This is a genomic window from Edaphobacter sp. FHG110511_03 (genome assembly GCF_059115365.1).
In genome coordinates this window covers 141,441-158,836 of record NZ_JBZYWL010000004.1, presented here as the reverse complement: position 1 = coordinate 158,836, position 17,396 = coordinate 141,441, and the positions used below count along the sequence as shown (strand labels likewise).

The window sequence follows — 17,396 nt, the reverse complement described above, 5'->3', positions numbered from 1 at the left end:
ATCTTCTCCCGTTCCGCATTTCAGAATGACGGCACACCTTCCCCAGCCATAAAATATTCCCCCATGCCGTACTCTCTGTTTCGATATGCCTGCTAACTTACGGATTTAATGAAGTTATAAGGCCGCTCGGCGTCTTCATTCCGCGTTTTGAAACAATCCAAGTTGCGGCACAGCTGAATGTTGCGGCACAGCTGAATGTTGATGACGCTTATACAAGAGCCTTGACAGCTCTCCAGCCCCTCAATAGCGTGACCACTCGAGCTCGCCAGTTTGAGTTTTTCTCGGCGAAAGAAGATTGATCAACGCTGAGAGGGAGTCCGATGATCCACCGGAGCAAGCTATGGTTTCTAACCATCGTCATGATGATGTTCAGTGAACTTCTGTATGCACAGAACACCTCAGGAACAATCACAGGTCGCGTTACCGACACGACTGGCGCGACTATCAGCGGGGCGCGGGTCTCGATTATCAACATCGGCAGCGGCGACAAGCGCGATATCACTACCGATGCTTCAGGCAACTTCACCGCCACGCTGCTGTTGCCTGGCTCCTACAACGTCACGGCCGAAAAAGAAGGCTTCAAGACACAGGTGCGGACCGGCATTACGCTGCAGGTCGACCAGACCGTTCGTGTGGATTCGTCACTTGAGGTTGGCAGTACCAGTGAGCGCGTAGAAGTCACGGCAAACGCGTTGAGCTTGGACACCGACTCCTCGACGATCGGGACTGTCGTCGATCGGCGCCAGGTAAGCGAGCTTCCTCTCAACGGACGCAGCTTCGTCAATCTCCTCTTCCTCGAGCCGGGCGCCGTGCAAACCGGTGGCGAACAGTCCTCGTTCCGCTATGGCGTCGGCGACGCCATCAGCATTGGCGGCGGCGTCAGCGCATCGAACAGCTTTACGCTCGACGGAACCACCATAACGGACACCAGCTACGTCACACCCGCCTTCACGATCTCCGTCGAGGCCATCCAGGAGTTCAAGGCGCAGACAAAGAACTACACTGCAGAGTTTGGATTCGGCGCCAACCAAGTCAACCTCAGCACCCGCTCCGGGACCAACCAGTTCCACGGAAGCGTCTTCGAGTTCATCCGCAACACCGCCGTCGACGCGCGCGATTGGTTCAACAAAATTCCGCAGTCCCGCGCGCCTCTAAGACAGAATCAGTTCGGGTACTCTCTGGGTGGCCCAATCTTCATTCCCAAGATCTATAACGACCGAGACAAGACGTTCTTCTTCGCCAATTATGAAGGTCAGCGCATCAGTTCTGAGAGGGTGCAAACCGGTTTCATGCCAACGACTGATCAGCTTAACGGCATCTTCCAGACTTCAACCTTGAGTTCCAACCCCAATAACCCCACCATCGTCGACCCCTATACGGGAGCGCCGTTCCCAAGAAACTCGGCTGGAGCCTTCGTCATCCCAGCAAGCAGAATCTCGCGCCTCGGCAAGCTGGCTGCAAGCAAGCTTTTCGCCGCACCCAATGTCGCCGGAGTTACGGCATACAACTACACGACGAACGCACCTTTTACCGTCAACGCAAACCAGCAGACCTATCGCATCGACCAGCTACTCAGCGCCAAAGACTCCTTCTTCGTACGCACAACGATGGCCGACGTCTACGTGCTCAATCCTGCGCTGACCCCCGCCAATGCGACGCAGCAGAACCAGGTCACCCGCAACTACCAGTTCACCGAGACACACATCTTCACACCAAATCTGCTCAACCAATTTCGAATCGGGTATCTCGAAGCCCAGGTGCTTCGTCTGGGAACACTTATCCCTGCCGACGACGCCACGACTCTCGGCTTCAACAATATCTTCCTTATGAATACGGCCAACTATCCTGTCATCGGCCTCGGCGCGGGACTCGCCCCTAATGCCCCTGGAAGCGCAACCCAAAATCTCAGTGGCGCCGGTGGTCCAGCGAACCTGCCTACCGGAAGCCTTCAGCCCGCATGGGATATCTCCGATTCTGTCTCTTATACCCACGGCAAACACACTCTCGGATTCGGCTTCGGGTGGAGAAACGTCGTCCTCGACCGTCAGAGCACAGTCAATCCCCAGGGCAACTTCTCCTTCAACGGCACTCTCAGTCATAACCAGATCGCCGACCTCTTGCTTGGCACGGCGTTCACGGCTCAGGCGGCTCAACCTACCCCTGTATCCAACGTCAGCACCGGCAACTCCGTGCATCTCCACTTCAAAGCCTGGGCTCCCTACGTCACCGATGATTGGAAGATCAGCTCGAAGCTCACTTTGAATCTCGGCCTACGCTACGACTTCTCAACCATTCCCTACGAGGAGCAGGATCACCTTGCATGGTTCAATCCTGCCGGCAACGGCAGCCTCTTTCAGGCAAACCAAGCCATCACTCAGCAGTACGGGGGCAGCCTCTACATCTACGATGGCCGCCGCGGTCCGGGGCCAGCACAGAAGAACGTTCTTGCCCCACGCATTGGCTTCTCTTTCCGTCTCTTCGATAATGCAGGTATGGTCGTTCGCGGTGGATACGGCATGTTCTATGACTCGTTCCAGACCAACGAGTGGGTCTCCTCAACGGCCCTCTATCCATATGCTCCCATTCAGGCCTATCAATCCTCCGCCGGCACAGGCGTCATCTACAACACGGACAATCTCTTCCCGCCGCTCACACTTGGTCCCGTCACCACCGCAACCTTTGCCAACTCGCTTGTTCAGGTCGCAGCCCCCCGGAAACTTAACCCTTACGCACAGGACTGGTCTTTCGGCATCGAGCAGCAACTTGGGCCGAAGACAATTGCTACCGCGGAATATGTCGGCAACAAGGGGACTCATCTCAATATCCGCACCAATGCCAACCAGCCGACTCAGTGCATCCTCGCCAACGGTTGCGATCCGAACAACGCTGCGAACGGACTGAAGGTGAATCAGGTGGCACGCCGCCCCTACAAAAACTTCGGCCAGATGATCATCGAGGACTGGAGCGGATACTCCAACTACAACGCCCTCAACCTCAAACTGCAACGCAGCGCGAAAGATGTCACGGCCACCATCGGCTATTCGTGGTCGAAGATGATGGACATCAAATCGGCCGCTGCCGCCGTCACCGGAGACGCGGGCGGCCCATTCGGATTTCAGAACTATCGCTGCCCAAGCTGTGACTATGCTCGTTCGTCCTACGATGTAGGACAGAGGATCGTCGCCGCCGTTCTCTACAATCTTCCCTTCGGCGAAGGACAGCACTTCGGAGGCGGCACCGGCGACTTCACCCGAAGAGTCATCGGCGGGTGGCAGGTTAATCTCCTGGGATCGGCGCAGAAAGGATTCCCATTCTCTGTCGCCGGCACGGATACCAACAACGTAAACGAGGCCACATCGCTGCGCGCAGACCTCCTCGGAAATGCTCAACCCAGCGGCTTCGTCCAGAACATCGACCATTGGTTCGATCCGGCGGCCTTCCGCAACCCTGCTTCTGGAAACTACGGAACAAGCTCAAGAAATCTCCTGCGCGGACCCGGCATCGGAACACTCGACGCCTCCGTCTTCAAGACCACACGCTTTGAATGGCTTGAATTGCAGCTTCGCTTCGAATCGTTCAACGTCCTCAACCACCCCGCCTTCTCAACGCCAAACACATCGGTCACCAGCACAGCCCTGGGGACCATCTCATCGACAAATGGCAAAGTTCCCGCCCGCCAGAACCAGGCGGCCATCCGCATCATTTTCTAATCACATCGCAGTTGCGGGCCTGTCATCTAGAAGCTCGCGTTATAAGGTATCTTTCATCGGCGTGTCATTTCCGGGAATGGTTGGGTTGAGCCATGTTCCACTTACAAAAAGGAGATCCTGTGCCTCAGACTCTTGCCCTGATTCATACCAGCCCCACCCTCACCCCTCTCTTCTCCGATCTTTGCGCCCGGCAAATGCCTCACGTCAAACTCTTCCATATGGTTGACGAAAGCCTTATCAAAGAGACCGTAAGAGCCGGCGCGCTTGAAAAGCGAACCATCCGCAGGCTCGTGGGAATGATCGAATCAGCCTCTGGCGCAGGCGCCGATGCCGTTATGGTCACATGCTCCTCCATCGGCGAAGGCGTCACACTCGCTCAGCAGCTATTCGATTTCCCCATCATCCGCATCGATGATGCCATGGCCGAGGCAGCGGTACAGTCTGGCAGCAGAATCGGTGTCATCGCGACGCTCAAGACGACAATGCTTCCAACCGCTGCGCAACTGCGCAGCAAAGCCAACGCCATCGGCAAATCAATCGAATTGGTCGAATCCCTTTGCGACGGGGCATTTGAGGCTGTCCTGGCAGGCGATACTGCCACTCACGACCGCATCGTCGGCTCCGCACTGATTAACGATATGGCCCATGTCGACGCCATTGTGCTCGCCCAAGCCTCCATGGCGAGAATCGTCAACGCAATGCCACCTGAAACCATCAAGGTTCCCGTCTTCGCCAGCCCGGATCTCTGCGTACGTCGCGCGCACGATATCCTTCAGCAACTGTCTGGAGCAAAGGCTTGAAGAAGCGCCACGGCGTCCTTGCTCTTCTCTGCTGCGTCTCTGTCATCACCTTTCTCGATCGGCTTGCCATTCCGGTAGCCGAGCCTGGCATTCGTGCCGAGCTACATCTCTCGCCCGATCAGTGGGGATGGGTTCTCAGCGCGTACATCCTCGCAAACGCGCTCTTTGAGATCCCCTCCGGGGCCTTCGGAGATCGCCGGGGCCAGCGTCTCGAGCTTACTCGGATCACTGCATGGTGGTCGGCCTTTACCGCGCTCACCGGATGGTGCAGAACCTTCTGGCAGATCGGTCTATCGCGATTTTTCTTCGGCATGGGCGCCGCTGGAGCCTATCCTAACGCGGCTGGCGTCATCGCGCGGTGGTTTCCGAAAGCCGAACACGCTCGCGCGCAAGGCATGGTCTGGGGAGCCAGCAGGCTTGGCGGCGCACTCGCTCCACTCATCCTCGTTCCTTTGTCCGCGCGATTCGGTTGGCGGGCCAGCTTCTGGATGCTGGGATCAGTCGGCATCGTCTGGGCAATCACATGGTGGTCCTGGTTCCGCAACTATCCCGAGGAGATGCACGACATAACGTCTGGAGAATTGGCCGAGATCGGCCATTCTACTGATCTCGAATCACACGTTGCCGTGCCTTGGCGCCAGATGCTCCGCCTTTCCAATCTCTGGCTCATCGTGCTCGCCTATCTTCTGTATGCCTTCGGAAGCTGGTTCTATTTTGGCTGGTTCACGACCTGGTTGGTTCGGGGAGCAGGATTCTCCGTTTCGCAGATGAGTCTCTTCGCATCCTTCCCCTTCGTCATGGGAATGATCGGCAACCTCGTCGGCGGCCTGCTCAGCGAGCGCGCTGTCCTGCGCTATGGGCGAAAGAAATCCTATCGATGGATCACCTTCTGCTGTCTGCTTGTTACCGCATCCTCCCTGTTCGCCATGTCTCTTGTCAAAGACCACGTCGCCATCGTAGTACTCGCCACGCTGGGCTTCGGTGTAATGGATCTTATGCTGCCGGCGGCATGGGCCATGTGCATGAGCCTCGGGGGCCACTTCGGCGGAACTGCCACTGCAATGATGAATACCGGTGGCAATCTTGGAGGCTGGATCTGCACTGTAGCCTTCGGCTATATCGTCAAGATCACCGGCAACTACGATCTTCCCCTCAGGGTCATCGCAGTTGCCGTCATCCTCGCCGCTCTGCTGTTCGCCATGGTCGATTGCACAAAGGGACTGCAGGACGATGCACGTCTCTCCAGAAACGCTTGATCTATTCAACCTCGATCAAAGATCTCGAACCACCTCAAAGAAATCTCTCGACCCTACCTGCCCTCCCTTCAGCACCAGCTCCAGCCCGTCGATGTCTGGATCGTCCGTGTGGATGCGGCACAGCGGCGCCCCCGGTTGCGTCGGCCGAATCGCCGTCAATGCATAGCATCCCAGTTGCTGAACCGCATGCGAAGATGTATCCCCACCGCATAGAACTACTCTGCGCTGTCCTGTCTCCTTAAGAATCTTTTTCAACAGGACACCCAGCGCATAGCCCAGCTCATTCCCTGCGGAGGAGCGGTCTTGCGGACCCAGCGCCGTGTACAGCACCGTGCTCACACCATCGGCCAATGCCTTCGACACCCCCTGCGATATCTTCTCCACCAGTTCCCCGGCGGTCTCCGAGTTGCAGAGCTTCGGCGCATCCACTGCGATGCTGCGAAACCCGTGTTCCGCCGCGTACTGAACCTGAGCCATCGTTACTAAGGAACACGACCCGCTGACCACGAGAAGTGGTCCTCTTTCATTCGGGCCATCTTTTTTCGAAACTTTCGCCGCAGCATTGCTCGCCTTCCTCCGCGCCGATAGTACGGCGGCGGTCACCCCCGAGCTTCCCACCACGAACAGCGGAGACCTGCCCGCCTCCTTCATCAGAAGCTCACCGGATCGCCCCATGTCATCGTCGTCTATTCCATCAAACAACACCGCTCCCGCTCCCCCCTCGACAAGCGAGTCGAGCCGTTCCTCCGCGCGATGCTCTCGCAGTGCAGGCAAGTCCAACAGGTCGATCCTGATCCCGGTCTGCGCCGCAAGATGTCTGCGCAGATCCGCCTCCCGCATCGGCGTTGCAGGATGCAGCGACATCGAGTGCCGGTCGATTCTCTTTACTTCACCATCGGAATCGCGTGCAAACAGATTGCCGAAGACAACGTAACGCCTCAGATGAGGAGCTACAACGATAATCGGTACGAACCGCGGGCTAAAGACCCTGTCACCGATCTCCATCGCTCGTCCAATACTTCCTCGGACCGCGCTGCTGTCAAACGTCGAGCAGACCTTGTAGTGATTCACCTGCGCGTTCATGCTCTTCAAGAACCCAAAGATCGCCGGCAGATTCTGATCCATCCATTCTGGAGAACGTGATCGACTATCCCCCGCGATTCCCAGCGCATCAACTCCCCTGAATCGCGCAAGCTCAGCGTCTGTCGGCATCCTTAGGAACAACACCGCGCTTACGCCATAAAGCGCAAGCTGCTCCAGCACATCTGTCGAGCCGGTGAAGTCGTCGCCATAAAATGTATAGAACATGGGTCGAATCTAGCTACCAAACATCTCAAGCGCGGCCTTCAGCTCAGGTCTGTTCCTTGCGTGCTCAACCAGAGGAATCTCCTTCATCGCCGCCTCCCATGCCTGCTGGAGACTCAGTACTCCTGCCGCCACGCCCATCGTGTGACCCATGATGCCGCCGCCGCATGCAAAGATCAGATCGTTAGAACCCAGTGCCTTGTAGGTGTCAGCCGCTTGTCTCGCCGATTGCCCTGACGAAAATACCGGCATCACCTCGCAACCTGCATAGCCGTTTCCAAACATTGGCGTCAGACACTCGCGCGCCGACGCGAGCACGGACTCGTCGGTCTCACAAAATTTGTTGCGCAGGCCATTGACGTGAAGATGGTCTACCCCCGCCAGGCGCCAAAGCTTCTGAAATGCAACAAAGCTCATCCCGATCGCGGGGCTTCTGCCTAAAAGGCCCCAGCCGTTGCGATGGCCGTGGATGACCACTTTCGAATGAGCCCGCACCATCTTCATCGCTGGCAGGCCGATCGAGTTGATGCTCACCATCGCGCATATGCCCTCACATGCCGCAATATGCTCCAGCCTCTCCAGCATCTCGTCCACATCACCCGTGATGTTTGCCGCATACATCACGCGTCTGCCGGTCTGGGCGCAATATCGATTCAGCACCTGTTGCACCGCGTCCACGCGGTCACGGAAAGGGCATCCCGGCCCGTCAGACTGCAGCTCGTCATCTTTAATGAAATCGATCCCTGCCTCCGCCAGAATCCTCACCTGCTCGGCAGTTACGGCTGGTGTCTGGCCGATGCTCGGCTTGATGATCGTTCCGATCAACGGCCTGTCGTATACGCCGGTGACCCTGCGCGTGCCTCCCACTCCAAACTGCGGCCCTTGGTAGACCGAAAGAAACGCAGGCGGAAGCACCAGATCCATCAGCCTTATGCCGGAAAATGGTTTCAGCTCCCACAGGTTTCCAGCCACCGTCGCCAGAAGGTTCGGCAGGCTCGGGCCAATATTATGCAAGGGCCACGACAACACGAGCTCCGCCGTGCGCCGCACTCCGTCCCAGTTCTTTGGCGTTCCCGCACCGGGAAGACCTGGAATCGCACTCACTCCCGTCTCTCGAATCTGCTCCACGCGTGCCGCATAAGCGACGCGCAGCTCATCCGTCTCGCCCGGCACGCGAAGAAAAGTTCCCGTAGACTGCTCGCCGGCCATCGTGGCGGCGGCCTGCATCAATGGATACGCCGTCTCGATCCAGTAACGCGCATAAATGCGCTCGGCAGAATAATCGATTGCATCTTCGTTCATCGAGATCCCGTCCTTACGCCTTCGAAAAATATGTAGTGTATGTCTCGTTCTGAGTCCGGAAGAAGGGCACAAACACAACCTGCCGTCCTGCATAGTTCTCGGTAAACGTTGCATCTCCTGAGCCCTTTAGGCTCGCGGGCAAAGCCGCTGTGTTGCGGCTTACGTCAGCGGAAAGATTCAGTGCCACATACTGTACGGGCCCGCGCATCAGCGCCACGGTTTCCGGATGCATGTCATCGATCGCCTCTGTCCGAAATGCCTGCGGGACATTGAACTCGACCGTATCCCCCGAAGACCACACTCTGCGAACCGTCGCGTAGGTTCCGGGGCGGCCCAATGCGCTTGACTTTCCGTTTACCTTGAACGGAATCCTATTCGCAACCCACGAAGGCACACGAACGTTCAGAGTGAACTCTGTCGGCTTCGACGCCTTGAATCGCAACAGCACACGGTCTCCGGTGGGATACTCCGTCTCCTGCCGCAGCGTAAGAGTAGCGTCCCCCTGTTGCCATGAAACCTGCGATCCGGTGAACAGGTTTACGTCCAGCCCCCGATCCGTCTGCATGTAGATATTCAACGGATAATCGGCTACTGTCTGCGCCAGAGTCCCCGAACAGCAGGGCCATTTACGCTGGTAATAAACCTTGTTCGCAGCCGCAGAATACGTTGAATAATACGGGTACCCTCCATTCGAGTCAGGCAGCTTCACCGCCAGGATCGTGTTGTAGAGCACCCGCTCCAGATAGTCCGCATACTGCACTCGCTTCTCCGCATCCGGGGTTATCCGCATAAGATATCGCGCCAGCTTTGTTGCTGCATACGCTCCGCACGGCGTCTCAAAGTGGTCCACTGTCGAGGACAGCGCAGCATATAGCTGCCCTTTATGCGGTTCAATGAACGTCTCGTCCGGACCCCACCCGCCCGAAGAAAACTGCTGCTGAGTCGTCAGTAGCCGGAACGCCTGCTCCAGTGCCGCCCGATATTTGCTATCGCCCAACGTCAGATATGCCTTACCTCCCGAACTCAGCGCAATCGCATGCGAATACGCATGCTGGCCCGGTAGAGGATTGCCACCGCGTGCCAGCGGGTCGAAAAACTCCTGGTCCAGCAAATAGCGGACAGCCAGTTCCTTGAACGCTGCATTGCCCGTCACTTCCTCCGCGGCAAACAGATTCTCCGGCATCACGAAGGTCTCATCGTAGGGAGGGTTCTTCTTTCCGATGCGATCCCGTCCCTTTGGCGGCAATAGCGGTCGGGCGCCCTCAAATACGCGATTCAGCAGTACCGTCGACTCTTCGACTTTGCTCAATCTGGAGGCGTCGATTAGACCCACGAAGTGCTTATCCAACGTGTAGCACACCCATAGGTTCGTTTCCGGACGCAGAACCGACACGTTCTTCTGGCCCAATGTCGCTCCAAAGCCGGTCACCAGCTCGTGCACTTTCTCGTGGCACGCGTTGTCTCCTGTGCTCGCACCCATCCGAGACAACCCCGAGATGTACTGCCCCAGCGTGTGACCCGGCACGAATCCGTCCAAGTCATACCATCCGCCCATGTCCGCACCAGGCGCGGAAAATCCAGCGCGCTGGCGATACACCTTCAGTAACCGATCGTTATCCAGCGCAAGATAGTGGGAGCGTAGTTTGTCGTATTGTCGTTTGAAAGCTCCATCGCACAACTCCACCGCGGCATACGGCAACTCGCGCACGGCCTCCTGCCCCGCTCCTGTCGTTGACGTCCATCCCGACGACGACGCAGCCGTAGCCGCCTTCAGGAACGTTCTACGCGATAGTTGTTGAAATCCTTCGATCATTCCGCGATGAGTCTAACGATTCTCTTGCAAGCTCGCCTATAGCGAGATTGTTCTGACCTAAAAATATTCCGCATACCGGAATCATTTGTTGCACCACTAAAGACGCCCGCTTGATAGCTTTGGTTTATCCAGCGGATAAATCAGGTCCACATTCCGCGGCGTGATGATCTGGTGCTTCACAAATATCGTTGGCAGGATCGACTTCTTTTGCAGAAGCTGCAACGCCAGCGGCACTAGTTCGTCTCCGTAGCGTTCAGGAAAATACGCCACTGTCCCCACCAGGCGTGTGTTTGGCTTGCGCAGTTCGTTGCGGGCGTCGAGAATCGCGTTTTGGCCTACGACTGCGCATCTCTCGCTCGCTCCTGCCTCCTCGAAGGCCCGCACCGCAGCCAGCGCACACACGTCGTTCACTGCGCCGACCAAGGTTCGCTTCTTCGCCTTCGACCGCCGCAGATACTGCCGCAGCACTTCCAAAACCTGCTCGAAATCCCCCCTGCCGTTCAGATGCACCATTGGCACCGATGCCAGATGCGGGAGCTCAGCACGAAGACCATCCACCATACCGGTGGTGCGAAGCTCCAACAGTGATCCTGCGATCGGCAACTCCAGCAGCAAAAGCTGATCCACCTCGCCGCCCCAGTGATCACGTGCCCATCTGCCCAAGGCCCTTCCCCCGATCAGACCAGCCTTATAGTTGTTCGCACCAAAGTAGATCGCCCCCGGATGCGGAATCTCGATCGCAATCACTGGCGTATTCGACTCCAGAAACTTCGACGAGATAATCGGCGCTACGCGCTCGTATGTCTGATACTCCAGGATCAAGTCCACCCGTTCCCGGATCAGCTGATCCGCATTCCGCAGCGCCTCGCGGGCCGAATAACGATTGTTCACCAGGACCAGCTCGATATGCTCGCGTGCTGCTGCCTTCTCGATTCCCTGCACTACAGTGCGGCAGAACTCCGAGTCGCCCTGTGCTGCGAACCCAATGCGAAATGGCCTAGCCGTTACCGGACCGAAGCGATTTCTATAAACGGCTGAGCTCGAACGCTCCAGCAGGCCACCGTGAATCAACGTCTTCAGCAACCGAAACGTCGTTGTCTTCGGCAGCTGCGACCGCTCGACCACAGCTGCGAGCGGCAGCTCTTCTCCCACGTAACGAAAACTCTTCAGCACCTCGCACGCTCGTAGAACAGTCAGCGATTCATTACGGTCACCGCGACGCGCCGGCTGTTCCTCCCCCTTCGACGCACCCTGATGATGTTGATGCTTCTTTGCCATCGCCCGCCCGTCCCCCGATTCGTGGCACATCATATATTCCGCATTACGGAACTCGCAAGGACGTCATTCACACTTTTGCTCCTCGCAAATCCCCGACTTCGCGAAACTTCAACAATCGAAGGGGGGCTGGCCTTGGCTGTCTCATACTCTCTAACCTTTGGGAAATTCGTAAACTCAATCACTTCGCTGTTTTTATGATCATCCACTACACAGAAGAGCTATGCAGCATTTTTATGCATGCTCGACATATTTTGATTACAGCCTCCGTTTCTTTAACGTACGATCTCTTTCACGATGCAGGCAACGACGACTTTATCTGGTGAAGAGCTCGCCCTTCGCGCGAACAAAACTCGTATCACCGCGAATCATTCGCAGCTCGGCCACACAGGTGGGGACCTCTTCTCAGCCGATATCCTTACCTGCTTGTATCTCGGCGGCATCCTCAATCTAGAACCCGAAAATTCCGCGTGGCCCCAGCGCGACCGCTTCATCATGTCCAAAGGACATTGCTCCGGCGCCTTCTACGCCACGCTGTCTGCTCGCGGCTTCTTCCCTGCCTCGCACCTCAAAACCTTCATGGATCCGCTGTCTATGTTCAATGGACATCCCGATCGCAACAAGTTGCCCGGCGTCGAAGCCAACACTGGTCCGCTGGGCCACGGTCTTCCCATCGCAGTGGGCGCAGCACTCGCCGCCAAAATGAGAAAGGAACAATGGCGAGTCTTCGTGCTCACAGGCGACGGCGAGTTGCAGGAGGGCTCCAACTGGGGGGCGGCCATGACCGCACATCACTACGCACTCGATAATCTCATCGTCATCGTCGATCGTAATCGCATCCAGCAGGGCGATTTCACCGAGAACACCATCCGCATGGACCCTCTACCGGAAAAATTTAAGGCCTTCGGTTTCGCCGTCCACGAGCTTGATGGACATAACCATCTTGAACTACTCGAGGCCTTCGCCTCTGTTCCCCTCGAGCGCGGGAGGGCCACATGCTTCATCGCCGACACAATCAAAGGTAAGGGCGTCAGCTTTGCCGAGAACAAACCGGCATGGCATCATGGCGTCCCAACCCGCGAACAGCTCGCGCTTGCTGCCGCAGAGCTCAAGGTAGACCTGCCATGGTAGACACAACCGCTATGGAGCGAAAGATCTCATCCAACATACAAACCGCGAGGCTCTTCGACTGCCGCGATGCTTACTCCTCCGCGCTTGAGGCCATAGCCGGTGCAGATGTCCGAGTCTGCGCTGTCGTCAATGACTCCGTCTCTTCCACCAAGCTCAAGAACTTCAGCGCAAAATTTCCAGATCGCTTTGTCAACGTGGGGATCGCCGAACAAAACATGGTCGGCGTCGGTGCCGCCCTCGCCAACGGTGGCATGGTCCCCTATGTCTGCGGTGCCTCCTGCTTCCTTACCGCCCGCGCCATGGAGCAAGTCAAGGTCGATCTTGGCTACTCGAAGTGGAATGTCAAGCTCTGCGGCATGTCCTCAGGTATGGCTTACGGCCAGCTCGGCGCACAACCCACCACTCCATCGAAGATCTCGCATGGACGCGCGTGATTCCCAACCTCACCGTCATTGTTCCTGCCGACGCCCAGGAGACCGCGCAGGTCATGTATTACTCTCTCGAACACCAAGGCCCAATGTTTCTCCGCATCAGTCGTATGCCCGTACCCGGTGTTCATTCACCATCTGATACCTTCACCCTCGGCAAGGCATCGGTCCTTCATGAAGGAGATGACGTGACCATCATTACGAATGGTGTTCTCGTCTCGCGCGCAGTCGACGCAGCTGCCGTTCTGGAGGAGCATGGGATGCACGCGCGCGTTCTCAACATGAGCAGCATCAAACCTATCGATTCCGATGCCATCCTACACGCTGCCCGTACCACACGTGGCATCGTTACAGCCGAAGAAGGACTCATCGCCGGTGGACTCGGTGGCGCCGTCGCCGAGATTCTCGCGCTCCACCATCCTGCCCCGATGCGAATTCTCGGGTCCCCGATGTCTTCGCGCCCACCGGTTCGGCCAAATTCCTGCTTGAACACTTCCATCTCACCACGCAGGGTATCGCGTCTGCTGCTCTCGATCTAATGGGAAGAAACTCTAACCGCTATGCCTGGCTTCATCCTCGCCATCGATCAGGGAACCACCAACACCAAGGCGCTGCTCGTCAATCAGCATGGCCGGCCCGTCTTCCGCGCATCCAGTCCCATCCAGCTCTACACTCCTTCGCTGGGGCGCATCGAACAGGACCTCCTCGAGATCTGGCAGTCTGTCCTCAACGTCATCGACAGTTGCGTCGCACACGCCGGCCGTCTCCCATCGAAGCTGTCGCCATTACCAATCAGCGTGAGACCGCCGCAGCATGGGACCGCACCACCGGCGTGCCTATCGTCAACGCCATCAGCTGGCAGTGCCGTCGTTCAAGCGATATTTGCGCAGCGCTTGCGACGCAATCCGACTTCATCAACCAAACAACCGGGCTTCCCCTCGATCCCTTGCTCTCGGCAACCAAATGGTCCTGGCTCCTGCAGCACGACGTTGATCTCAAACTCCGAGCCTCCGCCGGTGAGATCTGTTTCGGCACCATCGACAACTGGCTCCTCTACAAACTCACCAGCGGCGCCGTGTATGCCACCGATCACTCCAACGCCTCGCGCACCGCGCTTCTTAACCTCCAGTCGCTCGACTGGGACCCCCTGCTCAACAGCGGCAACGTGTTCTCCGCAAGCGAACGCGCTTCGCTCGCCACCAAGGGTGCTGTCGGCGATATCTGCCTGCAGTATTTCAACTCCGACGGCGAGCTTATCCCTACACTGCTCGCCGACCGCGTCATTGGCATCAAGCTCCAGCAGCTCAAGCGCATTAAGCATGTCATCGGGATTGCTGGAGGCAGGCGCAAGGTCGATGCCATTCGCGGTGCCCTCACCGGCCGCTGGATCAATGTCCTAGTCACCGACCGCGCCACCGCCAGGGCCGTCCTCGATCGCAAATCCAGGCCGTAATCCCCATCCCCAGAGAAGGATGACGATGTCCGAAAACCGCGAGTTTCTCGAATGCTTCCATGAGAGACTGCACTCATGGAATTACCCGATAAAGCGACGTGCTATAAGGCTCTCGAGAGCCGCGACCCTCGTTTCGACGGCTTAATATATGTTGGCGTCAAGTCGACGGGGATTTACTGTCGTCCGGTTTGCCCGGCTCGTACAGCGAAGTACGCGAATTGCACTTTTTACGGCTCTGCCGCTGCTGCCCAGGAAGGGGGGTATCGGCCATGTCTTCGTTGCCGGCCCGAAACGGCGCCTGATTTTGCCTCGTGGCGTGGGACTTCCAACACCGTCTCCCGCGCGCTTGTGCTTATAGCTGAGGGCGCTCTCGATGGCGAGGGAAAGAGTGTAGATTCTCTTGCGGGTCGCCTGGGTGTAGGCGAGCGGCAGCTACGAAGATTGTTCCTTCAGCACCTTGGGGCTTCGCCAATTGTTGTCGCACAGACACGGCGGGTTCTTTTCGCGAAACATCTTCTTCACGAGACGCGTATGCCCATGACCGAAGTGGCGCTCGCAGCTGGGTTCAATAGCTTGCGACGGTTCAATGAAGTCTTTCAGAACCTGTTCCACCGCCCACCCAGCGCGTTGCGGCGCAAATCATCCGCAGGCCGCGAGAGCTCAGATGCGGGAATCGTCCTCCGCTTGCGGTATCGTCCCCCGTATGACTGGGAATCGATGCTTAGCTTCCTCGAAGCTCGCGCCATTCCGGGCGTAGAGGTAATAGAAAAAGGATGCTATCTCAGAACGGTTGAAATTGACGGCGCAATGGGGAGCATCGCAGTGACGCACTTGCCGCTGCAGCATAGCCTGAGCGTTACCATCCGCTTTCCCGCAGTGCAATCTTTGCCAGCGATCGTGAATCGCGTGCGGCGGCTCTTCGATCTTGGGGCGGACATCGAGACAATCGACGAGCATCTTTCCAACGATGTTCGACTCGCGCCTTGGGTAGCGCTTCGACCAGGTCTGCGCGCCCCCGGCGGCTGGGACGGCTTCGAGCTCGCGGTGCGCGCGGTCCTTGGCCAGCAGGTTAGCGTCGCAGCGGCACGCCGGCTTGCAGGGCAACTCGTTACGCTCCACGGGAAACGCCTGCCCGGGCATGCCGGCGGCCATCCGGGTCTTACGCACGTGTTCCCAACGGCGAAGCTCCTTGCTACCGTCGCATCCATTGGATTGGGAATGCCAGCGGCCAGGCTGAATGCTCTGAGTGCACTAGCCCAGGCCGCCGCACATGACCCCAATCTGTTTCGACCTTCTGGAACGTTGGAAGAGGCAATTGAAAAGCTACAGTCCGTACCTGGGATCGGGGAATGGACTGCGCAATATGTCGCTCTGCGAGCAGTGCGCGAGATGGACGCGTTCCCCGCGTCGGATGTTGGATTACTTCGCGGAGCGGCAAGAGTGGATGGCGCACCGGCGACGCCGAAGAGCCTTCTGCTTCGCTCCGAATCGTGGAAGCCGTGGCGCGCGTATGCGGCGCAACATCTGTGGGCCGCCAGTTCCGCTCAGAGTTTTGAGACCGACGCCGCTAGCAGTTGAGAAAACTTCATGCAAAATCGGATCGAAAAAGTCCTCTCCGATTGCGCGGATGAATCATGAAGTCCGGCTAGCAGCCTCCAAACTCGGAAGCTTCCAGTCAGGTCGAACGAAATGGCATGTGTAGCCATGAGGGATCCGCTGGAGGTAATCCTGATGTTCAGGCTCAGCCTCCCAAAAGGGACCTGCCTCCGACACCTCAGTGACAACCTTTGCCGGCCAAAGCCCCGATGCGTTCACTTCCTTAATCGTCTGCTCGGCAATGGCCTTCTGTTCCTCCGAAGTATAGAAGATAGCGGAACGATAGCTCTTCCCCACATCGTTGCCCTGACGATCGCGAGTCGTTGGATCGTGTATCTGAAAGAACACCTCCAGGATCTGTCTGAAGCTGATTTTCCCCGGATCGAAGATGATCTCAACAGCTTCCGCATGTGTGCCATGATTGCGGTAAGTCGCGTTGGGAACATCGCCACCGCTATACCCGACACGTGTGGAGAGGACTCCGGACCGATGGCGGAGCAACTCCTGCATGCCCCAGAAACACCCTCCGGCGAGGATCGCGCGTTCCGTCTTTGTTTGCGTCATGATTGCTCCTTGCCACGCTCTTTGAATAGGTCAGCATACGTGCCGTACCCTTCTCCTTCAAGTTCATCGAGGGGAATGAAACGGAGAGATGCCGAATTGATGCAATAGCGGAGGCCGCCTTGATCCGGTGGGCCATCTGGAAATACATGACCAAGATGGCTGTCGCCATGGTTGGATCGAACTTCGGTTCGCTCCATGCCGTGACTCGTATCTACGTTTTCGACAACGTTCTCCGTATCGATCGGTTTGGTGAAGCTGGGCCAACCGCAGTTGCTATCGAATTTATCGAGGGAGGTGAAGAGTGGCTCGCCAGAGACGATATCGACGTAGAGACCTGGTTCCTCGTGATCCCAGTATTCGTTTTCGAAAGGGCGTTCTGTGCCATTCCGCTGGGTCACCTGATACTGCTCCGGAGTGAGACGGGCTATAGCGTTCGGGTTCTTTTCGTATTCGGGCATAATCGCTCCCTCGAGAGCTGATGGCGCAGCTCACTTCTCTATTCTGACACTCGGCCCCGTAGAATGCTCTCGCCGAGAATCAGAGACCTTTTGGAAACTCGTATATACAGGCTTTCAACCTGGTTCGGCCATACACCACTACTCGCATCGTAAATAATCTTGGATCGGAATGGAGATTTGCTTCAGTGGAGTGGACAGATTCGTTTTAATGCACACACAGCCAACGGCTCACTGACGTAGCATTGATAAATTTCTCTGCAGAACCGCCAGGATCGTAATCGCTGTCGCGTCTACAATATAAAAAC

14 protein-coding genes and 1 pseudogene are annotated in these 17,396 nt (G+C 57.3%); 9 read left to right on the top strand and 6 right to left on the bottom strand.

Annotated elements, in window-relative coordinates:
- The first annotated feature begins 320 nt into the window (after positions 1–320).
- From AC5S26_RS17670 to AC5S26_RS17660, 3 genes are all read left to right on the top strand, one after another.
- Positions 321–3,710: a carboxypeptidase-like regulatory domain-containing protein gene (locus AC5S26_RS17670; protein WP_494186247.1), complete on the top strand. Its 3,390-nt coding sequence runs from the start codon at positions 321–323 to the stop codon at positions 3,708–3,710.
- Between the two features lie 119 nt (positions 3,711–3,829).
- Entirely contained in the window at positions 3,830–4,510 is a 681-nt protein-coding gene (locus AC5S26_RS17665) for an aspartate/glutamate racemase family protein (protein WP_494186246.1), read from the top strand.
- On the top strand, positions 4,507–5,766 hold the full coding sequence (locus AC5S26_RS17660; protein WP_494186245.1) for an MFS transporter: 1,260 nt from the start codon (positions 4,507–4,509) through the stop codon (positions 5,764–5,766). Before AC5S26_RS17665 ends, AC5S26_RS17660 begins: the two co-directional genes overlap by 4 nt.
- A gap of 15 nt (positions 5,767–5,781) precedes the next feature.
- Here the strand turns inward: AC5S26_RS17660 and AC5S26_RS17655 are convergent, their stop codons facing one another.
- From AC5S26_RS17655 to AC5S26_RS17640, 4 genes are all read right to left on the bottom strand, one after another.
- Positions 5,782–7,074 (bottom strand): four-carbon acid sugar kinase family protein, encoded by a 1,293-nt coding sequence (locus AC5S26_RS17655; protein WP_494186244.1) that lies wholly within the window; start codon positions 7,072–7,074, stop codon positions 5,782–5,784.
- Positions 7,075–7,083: 9 nt separating this feature from the next.
- On the bottom strand, positions 7,084–8,373 hold the full coding sequence (locus AC5S26_RS17650; RefSeq protein WP_494186243.1) for a ribulose-bisphosphate carboxylase large subunit family protein: 1,290 nt from the start codon (positions 8,371–8,373) through the stop codon (positions 7,084–7,086).
- Positions 8,374–8,386: 13 nt separating this feature from the next.
- Positions 8,387–10,186: a beta-L-arabinofuranosidase domain-containing protein gene (locus AC5S26_RS17645; RefSeq protein WP_494186242.1), complete on the bottom strand. Its 1,800-nt coding sequence runs from the start codon at positions 10,184–10,186 to the stop codon at positions 8,387–8,389.
- Between the two features lie 96 nt (positions 10,187–10,282).
- The gene (locus AC5S26_RS17640; protein ID WP_494186241.1) at positions 10,283–11,464 is read right to left on the bottom strand and encodes a substrate-binding domain-containing protein; all 1,182 of its coding nucleotides are present in this window, start codon (positions 11,462–11,464) and stop codon (positions 10,283–10,285) included.
- A 294-nt stretch (positions 11,465–11,758) separates the two neighbouring features.
- Between AC5S26_RS17640 and AC5S26_RS17635 the strand changes: the two genes are divergently transcribed.
- From AC5S26_RS17635 to AC5S26_RS17610, 6 genes and pseudogenes are all read left to right on the top strand, one after another.
- On the top strand, positions 11,759–12,592 hold the full coding sequence (locus AC5S26_RS17635; protein WP_494186240.1) for a transketolase: 834 nt from the start codon (positions 11,759–11,761) through the stop codon (positions 12,590–12,592).
- Positions 12,586–13,026 carry a transketolase family protein gene (locus tag AC5S26_RS17630; RefSeq protein WP_494186239.1) on the top strand — a complete coding sequence of 147 codons (441 nt, stop codon included), beginning with the start codon at positions 12,586–12,588 and terminating at the stop codon, positions 13,024–13,026. Before AC5S26_RS17635 ends, AC5S26_RS17630 begins: the two co-directional genes overlap by 7 nt.
- Entirely contained in the window at positions 13,023–13,559 is a 537-nt protein-coding gene (locus AC5S26_RS17625; protein ID WP_494186238.1) for a transketolase C-terminal domain-containing protein, read from the top strand. The genes AC5S26_RS17630 and AC5S26_RS17625 overlap by 4 nt, the downstream gene beginning before the upstream one ends.
- A 21-nt stretch (positions 13,560–13,580) precedes the next feature.
- Positions 13,581–14,110, top strand: a pseudogene (locus tag AC5S26_RS17620) (FGGY family carbohydrate kinase); the annotation flags it as partial.
- Positions 14,096–14,473 carry a sugar-binding domain-containing protein gene (locus AC5S26_RS17615; protein ID WP_494186659.1) on the top strand — a complete coding sequence of 126 codons (378 nt, stop codon included), beginning with the start codon at positions 14,096–14,098 and terminating at the stop codon, positions 14,471–14,473. The pseudogene AC5S26_RS17620 and the gene AC5S26_RS17615, both read left to right, overlap by 15 nt.
- Before the next feature lie 75 nt (positions 14,474–14,548).
- Positions 14,549–16,051: a DNA-3-methyladenine glycosylase 2 family protein gene (locus AC5S26_RS17610; RefSeq protein ID WP_494186237.1), complete on the top strand. Its 1,503-nt coding sequence runs from the start codon at positions 14,549–14,551 to the stop codon at positions 16,049–16,051.
- Positions 16,052–16,105: 54 nt separating this feature from the next.
- Here the strand turns inward: AC5S26_RS17610 and msrA are convergent, their stop codons facing one another.
- Entirely contained in the window at positions 16,106–16,633 is a 528-nt protein-coding gene (msrA, locus tag AC5S26_RS17605; RefSeq protein WP_494186236.1) for a peptide-methionine (S)-S-oxide reductase MsrA, read from the bottom strand.
- Entirely contained in the window at positions 16,630–17,091 is a 462-nt protein-coding gene (gene msrB / locus AC5S26_RS17600) for a peptide-methionine (R)-S-oxide reductase MsrB (protein WP_494186235.1), read from the bottom strand. The genes msrA and msrB overlap by 4 nt, the downstream gene beginning before the upstream one ends.
- Between the last annotated feature and the right edge of the window lie 305 nt (positions 17,092–17,396).

Coding starts and splice junctions, on each gene's coding strand:
- msrB (WP_494186235.1), bottom strand. CDS start 17,091: ATGCCCGAATACGAAAAGAACCCGAACGCTATAGCCCGTCTCACTCCG.
- AC5S26_RS17635 (WP_494186240.1), top strand. CDS start 11,759: ATGCAGGCAACGACGACTTTATCTGGTGAAGAGCTCGCCCTTCGCGCG.
- AC5S26_RS17650 (WP_494186243.1), bottom strand. CDS start 8,373: ATGAACGAAGATGCAATCGATTATTCTGCCGAGCGCATTTATGCGCGT.
- AC5S26_RS17655 (WP_494186244.1), bottom strand. CDS start 7,074: ATGTTCTATACATTTTATGGCGACGACTTCACCGGCTCGACAGATGTG.
- AC5S26_RS17645 (WP_494186242.1), bottom strand. CDS start 10,186: ATGATCGAAGGATTTCAACAACTATCGCGTAGAACGTTCCTGAAGGCG.
- AC5S26_RS17670 (WP_494186247.1), top strand. CDS start 321: ATGATCCACCGGAGCAAGCTATGGTTTCTAACCATCGTCATGATGATG.
- msrA (WP_494186236.1), bottom strand. CDS start 16,633: ATGACGCAAACAAAGACGGAACGCGCGATCCTCGCCGGAGGGTGTTTC.
- AC5S26_RS17640 (WP_494186241.1), bottom strand. CDS start 11,464: ATGGCAAAGAAGCATCAACATCATCAGGGTGCGTCGAAGGGGGAGGAA.
- AC5S26_RS17610 (WP_494186237.1), top strand. CDS start 14,549: ATGGAATTACCCGATAAAGCGACGTGCTATAAGGCTCTCGAGAGCCGC.
- AC5S26_RS17630 (WP_494186239.1), top strand. CDS start 12,586: ATGGTAGACACAACCGCTATGGAGCGAAAGATCTCATCCAACATACAA.